Source organism: Paraburkholderia sp. SECH2 (assembly GCF_030464795.1).
GTDB lineage: Bacteria > Pseudomonadota > Gammaproteobacteria > Burkholderiales > Burkholderiaceae > Paraburkholderia > Paraburkholderia aspalathi.
Genome location: NZ_JALPRH010000034.1, coordinates 58192 through 73956, shown reverse-complemented (window position 1 = coordinate 73956; position 15765 = coordinate 58192). Strand labels below are relative to the sequence as shown.

General features: G+C 62.5%; 15 protein-coding genes. 4 read left to right on the top strand and 11 right to left on the bottom strand.

Annotated features, from left to right (window positions below):
• Positions 1 to 173: 173 nt before the first annotated feature.
• Together M0D66_RS34390 and M0D66_RS34385 are read right to left on the bottom strand one after the other, a co-directional pair.
• Positions 174 to 959: a carboxylesterase gene (locus tag M0D66_RS34390; RefSeq protein ID WP_211709081.1), complete on the bottom strand. Its 786-nt coding sequence runs from the start codon at positions 957 to 959 to the stop codon at positions 174 to 176.
• A gap of 175 nt (positions 960 to 1134) precedes the next feature.
• Entirely contained in the window at positions 1135 to 1839 is a 705-nt protein-coding gene (locus M0D66_RS34385; protein WP_211709080.1) for a response regulator, read from the bottom strand.
• A 278-nt stretch (positions 1840 to 2117) separates the two neighbouring features.
• On the opposite strand from M0D66_RS34385, the gene M0D66_RS34380 reads away from it, so the two are divergent.
• Positions 2118 to 3122, top strand: a complete 1005-nt coding sequence (locus M0D66_RS34380) for a DUF535 family protein (RefSeq protein ID WP_211709079.1) — start codon at positions 2118 to 2120, stop codon at positions 3120 to 3122.
• 248 nt (positions 3123 to 3370) lie between these two features.
• On the top strand, positions 3371 to 3751 hold the full coding sequence (locus tag M0D66_RS34375; protein ID WP_211709078.1) for a DUF2917 domain-containing protein: 381 nt from the start codon (positions 3371 to 3373) through the stop codon (positions 3749 to 3751).
• Between the two features lie 113 nt (positions 3752 to 3864).
• Here M0D66_RS34375 and M0D66_RS34370 read toward each other — a convergent pair whose 3' ends face one another.
• From M0D66_RS34370 to M0D66_RS34330, 9 genes are all read right to left on the bottom strand, one after another.
• The gene (locus tag M0D66_RS34370) at positions 3865 to 4437 is read right to left on the bottom strand and encodes a hypothetical protein (RefSeq protein ID WP_266212636.1); all 573 of its coding nucleotides are present in this window, start codon (positions 4435 to 4437) and stop codon (positions 3865 to 3867) included.
• 555 nt (positions 4438 to 4992) lie between these two features.
• The gene (gene pcaF, locus M0D66_RS34365; RefSeq protein ID WP_200620377.1) at positions 4993 to 6195 is read right to left on the bottom strand and encodes a 3-oxoadipyl-CoA thiolase; all 1203 of its coding nucleotides are present in this window, start codon (positions 6193 to 6195) and stop codon (positions 4993 to 4995) included.
• Between the two features lie 465 nt (positions 6196 to 6660).
• The gene (gene denD, locus M0D66_RS34360) at positions 6661 to 7641 is read right to left on the bottom strand and encodes a D-erythronate dehydrogenase (protein WP_266212635.1); all 981 of its coding nucleotides are present in this window, start codon (positions 7639 to 7641) and stop codon (positions 6661 to 6663) included.
• 41 nt (positions 7642 to 7682) lie between these two features.
• Positions 7683 to 8471 (bottom strand): 2-oxo-tetronate isomerase, encoded by a 789-nt coding sequence (gene otnI, locus M0D66_RS34355; protein WP_266212634.1) that lies wholly within the window; start codon positions 8469 to 8471, stop codon positions 7683 to 7685.
• A gap of 92 nt (positions 8472 to 8563) precedes the next feature.
• A complete protein-coding gene (locus M0D66_RS34350) occupies positions 8564 to 9226 on the bottom strand; it encodes an aldolase (RefSeq protein WP_093634765.1) in 663 nt (220 codons plus the stop codon).
• Positions 9223 to 10533 carry a 3-oxo-tetronate kinase gene (otnK, locus tag M0D66_RS34345; protein ID WP_093634766.1) on the bottom strand — a complete coding sequence of 437 codons (1311 nt, stop codon included), beginning with the start codon at positions 10531 to 10533 and terminating at the stop codon, positions 9223 to 9225. The genes M0D66_RS34350 and otnK overlap by 4 nt, the downstream gene beginning before the upstream one ends.
• Before the next feature lie 14 nt (positions 10534 to 10547).
• Positions 10548 to 11438: an L-threonate dehydrogenase gene (ltnD, locus tag M0D66_RS34340; protein WP_200623111.1), complete on the bottom strand. Its 891-nt coding sequence runs from the start codon at positions 11436 to 11438 to the stop codon at positions 10548 to 10550.
• A gap of 75 nt (positions 11439 to 11513) precedes the next feature.
• A complete protein-coding gene (locus tag M0D66_RS34335; RefSeq protein ID WP_211700426.1) occupies positions 11514 to 12218 on the bottom strand; it encodes a FadR/GntR family transcriptional regulator in 705 nt (234 codons plus the stop codon).
• A 153-nt stretch (positions 12219 to 12371) separates the two neighbouring features.
• The gene (locus tag M0D66_RS34330) at positions 12372 to 12740 is read right to left on the bottom strand and encodes a cupin domain-containing protein (protein ID WP_093634769.1); all 369 of its coding nucleotides are present in this window, start codon (positions 12738 to 12740) and stop codon (positions 12372 to 12374) included.
• 228 nt (positions 12741 to 12968) lie between these two features.
• Here M0D66_RS34330 and M0D66_RS34325 point away from each other — a divergent pair, with 228 nt between their 5' ends.
• Positions 12969 to 14474 (top strand): efflux transporter outer membrane subunit, encoded by a 1506-nt coding sequence (locus M0D66_RS34325; protein ID WP_093634770.1) that lies wholly within the window; start codon positions 12969 to 12971, stop codon positions 14472 to 14474.
• A 131-nt stretch (positions 14475 to 14605) separates the two neighbouring features.
• Positions 14606 to 15757: an efflux RND transporter periplasmic adaptor subunit gene (locus M0D66_RS34320; RefSeq protein WP_200652624.1), complete on the top strand. Its 1152-nt coding sequence runs from the start codon at positions 14606 to 14608 to the stop codon at positions 15755 to 15757.
• Positions 15758 to 15765: the final 8 nt, after the last annotated feature.

The window sequence follows — 15765 nt, the reverse complement described above, 5'->3', positions numbered from 1 at the left end:
GTGTTCGTGCCCGTGCATAAGCTTGTGACAAGGGCGTCATACTTCCGGCGGCGCTACGCGCGCCGAAGCGTTCTTCTTAAAACCAATCGGCAGTTTAGCTTGGTTTCTTCGGTGCGACGTCGGTGGTTTGTTTGCTCTGGACTGCGTTTTTTGCTTGTCCTTCCGCTCGCCTCTTACGCCCTCTGTACGAATGCCAAGGTTTGCTCCGCTACCCTGTCTCGTTCGTTGTCCAGTGTGATCATGTGGTAGCTGTCGGTCAAGCGTACCAAGGTCACGGCGCGGCTTCCCAGGTGTTCGCACACGAATTCTGCGGAGCGGATGCTCGTTACTTCGTCTTCCTCCGAATGCATGACCAAGGTCTCACATGTCACGCGGCTCAGGGCTCGCTTCACCGCGAAGCGCATCCAGTCGACCTGCTCGATCGCCGCCAACGGCACATACGGATAGTGGACGCCACTCCCCTTCTGCAAATGACGGCGGATCAGGTTGCGTATGCGCGCATTCTTGATGCCGAACGGCTCGCCCTCCGGGACGCGAATCAATCGGCGCAGGCCGGGCACGCAATACATCAGGTAGCGCAAGGGACGCAGGCGTGAACCGCCCCAGCCGTCGAGGAATAACGGCGGCGAAAGCAGAATCAGACGCCCTGTCGTCATGCGCTCCCGCGCACTCAACATCAATGCAAGCAAGGCCCCCATCGAAATGCCCGCCACGTCGACTCGCTCGTAACGTTTAGCCAGTTCACGGTAGGTGCCGCTCAGCAACTGCATGTAGTCGCTCAACGTTACGCGGCTCAGCGCGTCAGGGTTCGAGCCGTGGCCCGGCAGAGACGGCAAATGCACGTCGCAACCGATCTGCTCGAACTTGCGGTCGAGCGCGCCGAAATCATGGCGTGTGCCACCCAAGCCGTGAATCATCAACACGGCATGGCGGGAAAGTGGGGAAACGCGAGCGGACATCGATAAGCCTGTCATTACACAAGGCTGCGATGCTAATCATCCCCGTCTCGCGTGACTGTCGATTTGATGCCGCGTTTGTGGAGTTTTGTCGGCCGATATTTCGACGTATTACTCAATTGAAACTTGACGCGGACTCCGTCGAGCTGCAACTCAACTGCAACCGTCGCAAGCCTCGTCAATCCCACGCCGATTTGCTGAACTGGTAGCCCTTGCCGCGTATCGTCTTAATGCGCTGCGGGGTGCCGGCGTCGTCATGCAGCTTGCGGCGCAGCTTGGAAATGCCGCCGTCGATCGTGCGGTCGAGGCCGTCAAATTCGATGCCGCGCAATTGCCGCATGAGCTCGTCGCGGCTCACCACCTCGCCCGCGCAACTCACCAACGCCCACAGCAAATCGAATTCGGCCGATGTCAGATCGGGCAGACTGCCGTCCGGCAGCTTGACCGTGCGGCTGGCCCGGCTGATCTCGAACTTGCCGAAGGTATAGCTCTCCGGGCGGCCGGACTCCGGCGTGCGTGCGCTCACGCGGCGCAGCTGCGCCTTGATGCGCGCCAGCAGCACACGTGGCTCGACAGGCTTGTGCACGTAGTCGTCCGCACCGAATTCAAGGCCCAGCACTTCGTCGAACTGCTCATCGCGTGCGGTCACCATGATGATCACGCCGTCGAATTTCTCACGCGCCTCGCGGCAAATCTGGAACCCATCCTTGCCGGGAAGGTTCACGTCGAGAATCACCAGGTCTGGGCGGCGTTTGAGAATCGCCGGCACGGCGTCGTTACCGTGCAGCACAGCCTCGACTTCGTATTCGTGTTTGCGCAGATAACCGGCGACCAGCGCGGACAAGCGGTCATCGTCTTCGACAAGCAGGATCCGGAATGGCATGGGACGAATCGTTCAGGGCTAACTCATTTAATAGCGGCGGGCAACAGTATGGAGCGCTGCACGGCCAGCAAGCGACGGCGCCGCTCAGCACGCGCATCCGCACGGCGCGGACCCGGCCGGCAACGAACCGGACGAGGCGGCTCGACGCACAGCATAGCGGATGCGCCGCACATCATGCGACATGCGCGACAAAACTCGACAAACACTCAAGCAATTCGACACGGTAGCGCAATCCCCGCCACTAGCATCGCCTCGTTGAAATAGCCAAGGGATCTGCCATGACGACCGTTTCCAACCAGGGGGCTCGCGCCCGCTCGCCGTGGTTCGCGAGAGCCACTGCGTCCTTTGCGGTCATTCAGCAAGCCGCTCATGCACTCTATCCCGGCACCAGCGCGTTTCATCGCTGGCGCCGCCTGCGCTTATGGCTGCGCTCGCTGATGTCGTGGCGTTCGACGCAAGTATGGCTCAAAGGCTGCGCCATTTCACCCTTGCAAGATCTGGTGCGACGTCATCCCACCGCGCTCGAACGCATGCATCGGCCGTTCCTCCATACCCGCTTTAGTCCGCGCGAACGCCTCACGGCGAGCCTCGATCATCACGCGCTGACCCAGCAGCGCGTGCCGCAACTCGCCGCGCGCATCACCGCAGCCGGCTCGGCGCCGATCGCATCGTTTGAGGTAGGCGCCGAACGCTGGCACGTGTCGCTCGAGTCGATCGAACAGTTTCAGAAGGAAGGCGACTGGACTTTGTGCATCCGCGATGCGCGGGACCGGCGCATTGTCTCCTGCACCTTCAGCCTCGCCTATCTCGGCGGCAAAGTGCGGCGGCCGCGTCTTTGCATCGGCTCCGTCCAGGGTCCGGACACGTCGGTCAATGGCCGCGAGCTGTTTCGCGCGCTCACCAAGCGTTGGTACGGACTACGGCCGAAAGTGCTGGTGATTTACCTCGCGCAATGTGTCGCCGCGGCGCTCGATGCAGGCGGCACCTTCATCGTTTCGAAGCAGGCGCACATCTACGCGAACTGGCGCTATTGCCTGAGAAAGCGTCGCGTGGCCGCGGACTACGATCGGCTGTCGATCGAGTGCGGGGCGCTCGCGCGCTGGAATGGCTGGTTCGTTCTCGCACCGCCGGCACGTTATCTGGCTGAACGTCAGGGCGACAATACCGGCAGCGCCATCCGTCGCAAGCGCTACGCATTGCGAAGCGCACTCGCCGCGCAAATCAGCGTCAGCGTCTCAGCAAGCAAAACGAGCCGGCTCTGCCTGCCTCGCGTTGTCGCTTGAATCCATTGCGATTTTTTTATTGACAAGACGTGCGGCAAAACGGCACACTCATTCGCATGTTGACGCACACCTCCATCGCAGTTGCGATTAAAAACCGAACAATGCATGCCATCATCGGCAGGCGTTTGGGAGCATGTGCGCGTTAGCAGTCTGAATCTGCAAACAGGACCCAAAGGCCCCGCCGGTAACGGAAGGGGCCTTTTGTTTTGTAGGTGCCTCCGTCCGCCGGCTCGATTACGGAGAGCAAGATGGATCAGGCAAGCCCGCAGTGCATGGATGACGACTCAAGTCTGTCTGCATATCAACAGGACGAGCGTCTGCCGAAGGTAGTCGTACATTTTTCCGTAGTGCGAGGCGCGACGCTGACGTGGCTTGTCGATGCCGACAGCACGCTCAGTGTTCAAGGCGCGCGCCTATGGCTCACGCGCGTCAGCTCGCCTTACGATCATTGGCTCGAACCCGGCAACGAGTTCCGGCTGCAACGCGGCGAACGCGTGTGGCTCAGCACGGATAGCGAACGCACCGCGCGCGTGTCGTTGAGTTGCGCGCTGCCTGCCAGACGTGGTTTCGTCAGGCGATGGCTGGGGCGGCTCGCATGGTTAGGCCTGGGGCCACCGGCGGCTCGATAGCGCGCCCCTCGCGATTCGAACTTCGTACTTTCGTGCCGTAGAAAAGCAAACACCCCTGCAATGAGGGGTGTTTGCTGACGTGGCATTGACTGCGCCACCTGATGTGGTGCCAACTATTGCGGCGTCACCTGCACGGCCGCTGCCGAAACGAATACCGCGTGAATCGTATCGCCGACCTTGACACCCTTCAGATCGACGTCCGGTCCGACTTCGAGCGTTTGCGTCTGATACGCGCCGCGCAGCGTGACGAGGCGTTTCTTGTGATCGATCTTCTGCACGGTGGCGAGCACTTCGACCTGACGCGCGGATGCAAATCCACCCGAGGCCGGGGCATACACCTGGGTATCGACGCGCGCACGAATACCCTTGTCCGGACCGGTGACCTTGTCTGCCTTCACCAGCAACGCATTCTTGTAGAGCACGTCCACCCGATCACCGATCTTCAGTTGATCGAAGCCCGCGACTTCCTGGCTCACCAGCACGACCACCACGTTGCCGCCCGGCCCTTTGAGCGTGAGTGTGCGGGTGCCCGGATCGATACCGACGATCTGCGCCTTCACGTGCACCGGTTGCACTGCGCTGACGATGCCCTGCGCGGCACTGGCCATCGCATCTTGCGCCCACGTCGGTTGTGCCGCGGCGAAAGCCGCTACCATCAACGCTGCTCCAATCGTCGCTGCCTTCATTTACTCTCTCCTCGAGAAATTGTTCGATCTGGCGTTATGGCGATCTGAAACCGCAGGATGCCGATTAACGCCACGAATGCATACAGTTTCGGGGTGACAATTACTAAAAGGGTACGGCGCAACGATTGTACATGCCTTACAAGAAGCTACGGCCGTTTATATTGCTGATTTTAAAATCAGCGTGCGGCATGCTGCAAAATGCCACAACGTGCCGTCGTAGCGGCATCTAGCGAGTTGACAGCATTGCTTTAACCTGCCAGATCATCTATATAAGGCGACAATACTCGCTATGCATAAAGCATTAAATACATACTGCATGACGGCCCAATGTTTTCATTATTCTTTTATCGACGACATTCGCTGCAACGCAATAGGAAATCGCATTAACACCGATTAAACATCAATTCAATAGCCTGTGAATTCACGCGCCGCGCGAAATAAAACAGCCCCGTCGCCTGAGCGAAGGGGCTGTTCGTTATGCGGCTACGGGACTGCTATACGCGAAGCGTCGACACGCAAGATGCTGCGGCACTTCCCCGCGCAAACGCCAAACCGTTACACACGTTCGATCGCGATCGCGATGCCTTGACCGACACCGATACACATCGTGCACAGCGCAAAACGGCCTTGCGTGCGGTGCAGTTGATACATCGCGGTGGTCACCAGACGCGCGCCGCTCATGCCGAGCGGGTGGCCGAGCGCGATCGCGCCGCCGTTCGGATTCACACGGGCGTCGTCGTCGGCCACGCCGAGTGCGCGCAGCACCGCGAGGCCTTGCGACGCGAACGCTTCGTTCAGTTCGATCACGTCGAATTGATCGATGGTCATGTTCAGACGCGCCAGCAACTTCTGCGTGGCCGGCGCCGGGCCGATGCCCATCACGCGCGGCGCGACGCCTGCCGTTGCGATACCGAGCACGCGTGCACGCGGCGTGAGGCCGAAGCGCCTGGCGGTCTCTTCATTCGCGAGCAGCAAAGCCGCCGCGCCATCGTTCACGCCCGACGCATTGCCTGCCGTGACCGTGCCGTCCGGACGCACCACGCCCTTGAGCTTGGCGAGCGTTTCGATGCTGGTTTCGCGCGGGTGTTCGTCTTGCAACACCGTGATCGGATCACCCTTCTTCTGGGCGATGGTCACGCCGACGATTTCCTGCGCGAGCGTGCCGTCGCGTTGTGCGCGTGCTGCTTTCTGCTGACTGCGCAGCGCAAACGCGTCCTGATCGGCACGGCTGATCTTGTAATCGGTCGCGACGTTTTCGCCGGTCTCGGGCATCGAATCGACGCCGTACATCTGCTTCATCAGCGGGTTCACGAAACGCCAGCCGATCGTCGTGTCGAAGATATCGGCCTGGCGCGAAAACGCGCTGGTGGCCTTGCCCATCACGAACGGCGCACGGCTCATGCTTTCGACGCCACCGGCCAGCATCAACGCGGCCTCGCCCGACTTGATCGCGCGTGCGGCAATGCCGACGGCGTCCATGCCCGAGCCGCACAGGCGGTTCACCGTGGAGCCCGGCACGCCTTGCGGCAAACCGGCCAGCAACAACGACATGCGCGCGACGTTGCGGTTGTCTTCACCGGCCTGGTTCGCGCAGCCGTAGATCACGTCGTCAATCGCGTTCCAGTCGACGTCCTTGTTGCGCTCCATCAGCGCTTTGAGCGGCACCGCGCCCAGATCGTCGGCGCGAACCGACGACAGCGAACCCGCATAGCGGCCAATGGGGGTGCGAATCGCGTCGCACAGGAATGCTTCGGTCATGTGATGTCTCCAGTTGATGTGCTGCATGCGCTGCGCCGCTAGCGGATATCGGTTCGTGACGCCGGCCGCTCGCGCGTGACGCGCGCTGGATACCGTGCGGTATCGACCCGGCTGACGCAACGGGAACGGTCACATGGCAGCCGTCGCGACTGATCAGCTTAGCGCAGGATGATGAACGACGGGCTCAGGATCTCAGCCCATTTGTTCTATATACGAACACAAGGTCATATATCGAACAACTTAGGCTCGATAATAGGCGTGCGCCCGAAACCATGTCAAGCAAAGCCGGCCTCGGACCAGGGAATATCTGCAGGCCGGTGGCGTTTAGCCGTGACCCGTCAAAAGGTCTGAAGATTGACGCGCTCATGCCGGCAAGCGTGTTCTTACGCCTGCCGGCATGAGGCTTTGGACGGTTCTGCTGTCCGGGATGCCATTATTGAAATGGCAGCTTCAACACGCGCGTTATCAGCGGATCTGAATACCCTCGTCGGCGATATAGCCGCGAATCACATCGGCAAAGCTGTGGTCGCCGGTCAAGCCGAGCCGTTCGGCACGTGAGGGATCCCACTGCCCCGGCAAGCTGCCGACGATCTTCTCCACCCGCGCATCCGGCTGCCACACGATCCGCTTCGCGGCCTCTTCTCCCGCTACTTCGCGCAGCGCCGCCACCATCTCGTCGACGCTCACCGAAATCCCCGGCAGATTCAGCACACGCTGGTTGCCGAGCGCAGCGGCATCGATTTCGAGTCCGGCGATCAGGCTTTCGATGGCCTTGCGCGGCGACAACAGCCACAAACGCATCGTGCCCGCTACCGGGCACACCGCCGCTTCGCCGTTCAGCGGCTCGCGAATGATGCCGCTCGCGAACGACGAGGCCGCCGCATTCGGCTTGCCCGGGCGCACGCTAATCGTGGGCAGGCGCAATACCCGCCCGTCGACGAAACCCCGCCGCGTGTAGTCGTTGAGCAACAACTCTGCGATCGCCTTCTGCGCACCGTACGACGATTGCGGATTCAGCGCGGTGTCGTCCTGCACGACTGCGGGCAGATCGCCGCCGTACACGGCCACAGAACTCGTAAACACCACACGCGGCGCATGCCCACGCTGCCGGCACGTTTCCAGCAGCAGACGGGACGCGTCCAGATTGATGCGCATGCCGAGATCGAAATCCGCCTCGGCCTGCCCACTCACGATCGCGGCAAGATGGAAGATGGCCGACGTCCTGTCGTCGATCACGCGCTCGAGCACGCTGCGCTCGGCGATATCGCCCACTTCCGTGCGTACACGCGCATCGCCGAAATCGCTTCCGTGCACCACGTCAAGCAGCACCAGTTCGGTAATCGCTTGCGGCTTGCCGTGCTCATCCTTCAGTGAACCGCGCGCCAACAATTCGCGCGCGAGACGCTGGCCGAGAAAACCCGCACCGCCGGTAATCAGTACTTTCATGATGTGCTTTGTCCTTGCATGATCGGCTGCTCTGTCGCTTGCTAGCGCGCGGCATTTAGATACGGCTTAAGCCAATCGAGCCCAGCCGACGTGCCGGCCCGCGGGCGGTACTCGCAACCGATGTAGCCGTCGTAGCCTAGCGTGTCGATCAGATCGAACAGGTAGGGATAATTCAGTTCGCCGATATTGGGTTCATGACGTTCCGGCACGCCGGCGACCTGAATGTGGCCGATACCTGCCATATCGCGTTTGAGCTTGACCGCGAGGTCGCCCTCGACGATCTGGCAGTGATAACTATCGAACTGCACCTTGAGATTCGGTGCACCCACTTCCGCGCAAATCGCCTGCGCATCATCCTGGCGGTTCAGAAAGAAGCCCGGTATATCGCGCGTATTGATCGGCTCGATCACGACAGTAATGCCGTCCCCTTGCGCGGCCTTCGCGGCATAAGCGAGATTCTTCAGATACACCTCGCGATGCTTCGCCCGCGGTTGATCTGCGCCGATCAAACCGGCCATCACATGCAGTTTGCGATTGCCGAGCACGCGCGTGTAATCGAGCGCGGTTTCGATGCTGCGGCGAAATTCGTCTTCGCGCCCGGGCAGCGAAGCAATGCCGCGTTCGCCCGCGGCCCAGTCGCCGGGCGGCGCATTGAAGAGCGCCTGAGTCAGGCCGTTCGCTTCGAGCCGCGCCTTGATTTCCCCGGCACGGAAATCGTAGGGGAACAGAAACTCAATAGCCTTGAAGCCGTCTTTAGCCGCGGCGGCGAAACGGTCGAGGAAGGCGTGCTCGTTGTACATCATGGTCAAATTCGCAGCAAAGCGAGGCATGGCAGCAACTCCTTTAAAACGGTTTCGTTCAGCGCGCGGAAGCAGCCATGAATGCGTGCTCCGCACACAAAATCTCACGATGGCGCATGCGTCTACCAGCGCGCGCCGAATACGGTTTTCAGTTCTTCGAGCGCGGCTTCGTCGAGCGGCAAGGGTCGTGGGTTCGTCATCAGCCACAGGCGGGCGGTCTCTTCGAGCTCCTCAAGCACATACGACGCCTGCGCCACCGAACGCTCCCACACCACCGGGCCGAGGCGCTCGAGCAACACCGCACGAACGGTGCCGGCGAGTGCGGCGATCTGCTCGGCCACTTGCAGGTCGCCGGGGCGCTTGTAACGAATCAGGGGGACGTGACCCACTTTCATCACGTAGTACGGCGTGATCGGCGGCAGAACATCGTCGTCGTGCCATACGCCGGCGAGCGTCAACGCAACCAGATGCGTCGAATGCGTGTGGACGATGCCGCGTGCCTCGCCATTGCGTGCGTAAATGCCCCGATGCAGCGCCAGCGTTTTCGACGGCTTGCCGCCGGACACCGCATTGCCGGCGAAATCGACCTTGGCGATATCGGCGGGATCGAGCCGGCCGAGACAGGCATCGGTCGGCGTGATCAGCCAGCCGTCGTCAAGGCGCGCGCTGATGTTGCCCGCGCTGCCCACCGTATAGCCGCGTTGATAGAGACTCGCACCGGTCACGCAGATTTCTTCGCGCACGCGTGCTTCGCTCGTCGTGTGGAGTGCGGGTGTGCCGGTCATTGCACACCTCCATCGAGGTGACGCAGCGCCTTGTCGAAAAAGTCGGTCGTGCCGAAGTTGCCGGATTTCAATGCGAGCGCGAGCGGGTCGGCGTCCGTCGTTGCAGTGGCGGGCACGCCGGGATCGATCTGCGCGCCGATCCGCAACGTGCGCACGTCGAGCGCCTGCACTACGGCGCCCGAGGTTTCACCGCCCGCCACCACGAACTTGCGCACGCCGCGTTCGTGCAAACCGCGTGCGATCGACGCCAGCGTGGATTCAACCAGGTGTCCCGCTTCGTTGACGCCGAGCTCGCGTTGCACCGCTTTGACTTCGTCGGGCGTGGCGGTCGCGTAGATCAATACGGGCTCGGCTTTGTCCAGGTACGGCTGCGCAAAGGCCAGCGCCTGCTCGATCACCGGTTCGCCGCGTGCCGCCGCCAGCGGATCGATGCGGAACGCGGGCCGTGTTTCGCGCCAGACCGCCACTTGCGCGTTAGTCGCTTTCGAAGCACTGCCGGCCAGCACCGCCGACAATCCTTCGACACGCGGCAATTGCGCGGCATCATTGCCTTCCGCAAGCAAACCAGCGCGACGGAAATTGGCGGGCAAACCTAGCGCCACGCCGGAGCCACCGGTGATCAACGTGAGGTCGGCACATGCCTCGCCGAGCACATAAAGATCCGCGTCTGATACTGCGTCGGCAATCGCTATTCGCACGCCATCGCCGCGTAGTGCATCGAGGGAATCGCGTACGGACGACACGCCTTTTGCCACCGTGTCATAACGCACGAGGCCGACTTTCGATCCAGTCTGTCGCTGCAGCACACGCACGAGGTTCGCATCGCGCATCGGCGTCAGCGGATGGTTTTCCATACCCGATTCGTTCAGCAAGGTGTCGCCGACGAACAGATAGCCGCGATAGATCGTGCGGCCGTTCTCGGGAAATGCCGGGCAGGCAATCGTGAAAGCCGTTGCGCCAACCTCTGCGGACAACGCGTCGAGCAAGGCATCCGTGACCGGACCGATGTTGCCGGCGTCGGTCGAATCGAACGTCGAACAATATTTGAAAAAGAACTGGCGGCATCCTTGCGCGCGCAACCAGTCGAGCGCGGCGAGCGATTGCGCGACCGCGTCGGCGGCGGGAATCGTGCGCGATTTCAGCGCGACGACCAGCGCGTCGGCTTGGACGGCATCGTTCGACGCGGGCACGCCGATGGTCTGCACCGTGCGCATGCCGCCGCGCACCAGCATGTTGGCGAGATCGGTGGCGCCGGTGAAATCGTCGGCGATACAGCCGAGCAGCGCGCGTCTGGACGGAGTGGTCATGGCAGGCTCCGCGCTTACTTCGCCGCCGGCAAGTCAATGCCGGGGAAGATCTTGATCACAGCCGAATCGTCCTCGCCACCATGCCCTGCAGTCGACGCCATCATAAACATCTGATGCGCCGCCGCCGATAGGGGCAGCGGGAATTTCGAGCGGCGCGCGGTATCGAGCACGAGACCAAGATCCTTCACGAAGATATCGACCGCCGAGAGCGGCGTGTAATCGCCGCTCAGAATATGCGGCACGCGGTTCTCGAACATCCACGAATTGCCAGCGCTGTGCGTGATCACCTCGTACAGCGCATCAGGATCGACGCCTTCGCGCAAGCCGAGCGCCATCGCCTCGGCGGCCACGGCGATATGCACGCCGGCCAGCAACTGATTGATGATCTTCACCTTCGACCCCGCGCCGTGCGCCGAGCCCAGCCGATAAACCTTGCCCGCCATCGCGGCCAGCACGTCCTCGCACGCGGTATAAGCGGTGTCCGGGCCGGACGTCATCATCGTCATTTCGCCGGACGCGGCGCGCGCCGCGCCACCGGAGACCGGCGCGTCGAGCATTTGCAAACCGGCCGCTTCGATGCGCTTGCCGAGTTCGATCGCGAAGTCCGGAGCGACGGTTGCGCTTGCAATCACCACGCTGCCGGGTTTCATCGCGGCGACCGCGCCTTGCGCGCCGAATAGCACCGCTTCGGTTTGGGCCGCATTCACGACCAGCGTGACGACTACCTCGCATTGCGCGCCGAGCTCGGCAGGCGACGCACAGCCGACGCCGCCCGCCGCCACGAACGCTTGCAGGATCTCGCTGCGCAGATCGCATGCGTGGACCTGAAAACCCGCGCTCAGCAGTGAGCGCGCGACGCCCATGCCCATCGCCCCGAGACCGATAACGCCGACATTTCTGGACATGCCTGACCTCTACTTTGGTTAGCCGCGAGCGCAGCGATAAAACCCAACCCGGCACCCGCGCCGGCTTGGTTCAGCTCAACAAATGCCCGCGTCGGCGAGCCGCCGGGCCGCATTGTTCATATGCGTACTCGCCGCATTGCGCGCCGCCATCGAATCGCCGGCCCGGATCGCCGCGACGATGGCCGCATGCTCTTCGCGCACCTGGCGTGAGAAGTCATCGCGCAGCGCTTCGTTGCGACGGGTGACCAGGGTGCCGGCCTCGAGGTACTGATTCAGGAAGGTGAGTGTCTTGAGGAAATACGGATTGCCGGTGGCCGCGGCGATTACGCGATGGAAAGCAACATCTTCGGCGACGCCGTTCTCGCCTTCGGCCACCGCTTCGTCGATCTTCGCGAGGGCGGCGTCGATCGACATCATGTCCGCGTCGCTGCGGCGCATGGCGGCTTCCGAGGCGACTTCCGCCTCGATCGCCCGCCGCAGCGCGAGGATCTGCAGCACCGAGCCGGTTTCGACCGCTTCCGCATAGTCGATGCGCAGCGGCCGGATCGCGCCGTGCGCGGCGATAAACACGCCGCTGCCCTGGCGCGGCTCGACCACGCCCTCGTTTTTCAACCGCGAAATCGCCTCGCGGATCACCGTGCGGCTTACGCCGAACTGCTGCGCCAGCACCGCCTCGGTCGGCAGCTTGCCGACGCGCGCGAAGGTGCCTTTGTCGATCTGCTTGAGCAACTGCTGCGCGACGGTATCGCTCAGCGCGCGGGCAGGAATCTTGTCGAACATGGGGGCCCCGAAGAATCAGGTTGTCGGGTCATCATACAAATTTGAGGCTCGGGCGGCATCGATGCAAACCCTGAGTTTTCTGGGCACGGTCGCGCGACGCCTATGGCGCGCACGTCGTAACGGCCGATCGGACATCAGTCGGCGGTGGTGTTCCTATTCCTTCACTGGCGGCTGCACAGAATCAAATACCTGCCCATGGTCATAGATAAACAGAAACACGCACCCCGTTTCGCTCCTGAAGCCGTGATCGATGGTTCCCGCGCTGGCAATGCCGACCCATCCTGCCGACAGGACCTCGCCGTTCTGAACGGCCTCACCCTCGAGCATGTAAATGAATTCGGGCCCAGTATGGAAATGGTCCGGAAAGGTCACGCCCGGAGCGAACTTCACTAACTGAATGGCACGGCCGTCTGCGGTTCCGAGGTTTTTGACTTCAACACCAGGCGCGACGGCCGATCGCTGCCACGGAACCGCTTCGCTGTCGCGGCGGCTAAAGGAGGGAAATGCGGCGATCTCTTTCATCTGGATGTCCCGGCGACGTTAATCCCCAAGCCCGAAAGCCCGTCAAGCGCTCTGACTACGTGATCTCGTGCGCGAGCGCAGCGATCGGCCATGCTAGGCTACGCGCAGAAATGTCCCGCGTGGTATAAATTGCGGCGTCGGGAAAAGAAACATCGAAAGTTCAAGTTGCCTGAATATCCGCGCCCGCTCTGTCGTTTAGGTTAAACGCAGGCGATATAAGGTGGATCGATGATCGACGTTATCCAGCATATTGTCCGGCAGCGGCGCCTGTGCGTCGCCCTATGCGGCTGCGCCGCAGTCGCCGGCTGCATGGTCGGTCCCGACTACCGTACTCCCCCCGCACCCGCTACCGACACCTACACCGCCTCACCACTGCCCGACCAGACGGCCTCTTCTCCAGGAGCCGCCGGCTTGCCGCAGCGCTTTGTGCCGGGACAGGACATTCCCGCCGCCTGGTGGGCTCTCTTTCATTGCGAGCCGCTCGACGCGCTGATTCGTCAGGCCCTCGTCAACAGTCCAAACATCACCGCGGCGCAAGCCGCATTGCGGCAGGCACGCGAAAACTTCTCAGCGCAGGCCGGCGGCACCCTTCTGCCTAGCGTCGACGCGCAGCTTGGCGCCACGCGCGAGAAACTGAACGGCATCGCATTCGGCCAACCCGGCGTGGTCGATGAGTTCAATCTGTACAACGCATCGGTGAACGTGTCGTACAAACTCGACGTGTTCGGCGGCTCGCGGCGTGAGCTCGAAGCGCTGCACGCACAAATCGATTACCAGCGTTTCCAGTTGCAAGCCGCCTATCTTGCGATGTCCGCCAACATCGTGACCGCGGCCGTCAAGGAAGCGTCGCTGCGCGCGCAGATCGAGGCAACCGAGCGGATCGCCGCGGAGGAAGACGAGCAGCTCGGCGTACTCGGCAAGCAGTTCGAACTGGGCGGCGTGGGCCGCACGGCGGTGCTCGCGCAGCAAACCCTCCTTGCGCAGACCCGCGCCACGCTGCCGCCGCTGCAACAACAGCTCGACCAGACGCGTCACCAGCTCGCCGTGCTGGCCGGCAAATTGCCCAGCGACGCCACCTTGCCCGAATTCAGGCTCGAGATGTTTTCGTTGCCCGAAGCGCTGCCTGTAAGCCTGCCGTCTGCACTGGTGCAGCAGCGGCCCGACATCCTCGCTGCCGACGCCGTACTGCATCAGGCCAGCGCGCAAATCGGCGTGGCGACCGCGGCGATGTATCCGCAGATCACGCTGTCCGCAAGCTACGGCGCCGAGGCCCTGACGCCGGCCCAGGTGTTCAAGGCCGGCAGCACGATCTGGAGCCTGGGCGCCGGTCTGCTGCAACCGGTCTTCCACGGCGGACAACTGAGCGCGCAGAAGCGCGCGGCCGAGGCGGCATACGAACAGGCCGATGCGCAATATCGTGAAACGGTGCTGCTGGCGTTCCAGAACGTCGCGGACTCGCTGCGCGCGCTCGATCACGACGCGACCGGCCTGAAAGCGCAGACGGACGCCTGGCGCTCCGCCAGCGATTCGCTGGAACTCACCCGCGGTCAGTATCGCGTCGGCGGCGTGAGCTACCTGGCGCTCCTCGATGCCCAACGCCAGTATCAGCAAACGGTGGTGAGCCTCGCGCAGGCCCAGGCCTCCCGCTACGCCGACACCGCGGCCCTCTTCCAGGCGCTCGGTGGCGGCTGGTGGAACGCTGCCGCGCCGACCGCCGCTGCGACGACGCAATGACCGTCGCAATAACTGACGCATTGACATAGCCAGACAGAACGCTCGCCGTACCGCTCTTTGCAACACGCGCTGTTAGACACGAAGGCATGCAAGGTCCGGCGCTTTGCCCAATGCCGTGCAAGGACATCACGATGACCGAAAGAAAACCGATGACGAAGCGGATGGTGATCATGCTGATCTGTGTCGGCCTGCTGCTGGCCGCACTCGTCGGCTTCAACCAGTTCCGCTCGTATATGTTCGCCAAGTTCATGGCGGGCAACGCGGCGCCGCCCGCCACCGTTTCGGCGGTCGTCGCCGGTTATCAGTCGTGGCAACCGCAGCTGGCGGCGGTCGGCAGCCTGCGCGCCGTGCGCGGCGTCGACGTTACGACCGAAGTCGCGGGCCTCGTGCGCGAGGTGGCGTTCAGCTCGGGGCAGGAAGCGAAGGCCGGACAAGTGCTTGTCAGACTCAATGCCGACAGCGACGTGGCGCTGCTCCAGTCGCTCCAGGCTGCAGCAGAACTTGCACAGACGGTCTACACGCGCGACAAGGCGCAGTACGACATCAAGGCCATCGCCAAGGCGCAGCTCGACGCGGACGCCGCCGACCTGAAGGGCAAGAAAGCGCAAGTCGCGCAACAGGCCGCGCTCGTCGACAAGAAGACCATCCGCGCACCGTTTGCGGGGCGCCTCGGCATCACCACGATCAATCCGGGCCAATACATCAATCCGGGCGATGCGATCGTCACGCTGCAGGCGATCGATCCGATCTACGCCGATTTCTACCTGCCGCAACAGCAGCTCGGCCAGCTCGCGATCGGCCAGACCATCGTGGTCGACACCAACGCGTTTAGCGGTCAAACATTCGTGGGCAAGATCCAGTCGCTCAGCCCGAAAGTCGACAGCACCACGCGCAACGTGCAGATCGAAGCGAGCGTGGACAATCACGAGCGCAAGCTGCTGCCGGGCATGTATGCGAACGTGAAAATCGACGCGGGCGCCGGACAGCGCTACCTGACGCTGCCGCAAACCGCGATCACCTACAACCCCTATGGCGCGACCGTGTTCGTCGTCAAGCCGGGCACACAAGCCAATGCGCAAGGCAAGAAGCTACCCGTCGCGCAGCAGGTGTTTGTCACGCCAGGGCCGACGCGCGGCGATCAGGTCGCGATCCTCAAAGGTGTCGCCGCCGGCACGCAGGTCGTGACGAGTGGGCAACTCAAGCTCAAGAACGGCACGCCGCTCGTCATCAACAACAGCGTGCAGCCCTCGGACAGTCCGAACCCGACGCCGCAGGAACAATAGAGAGACCG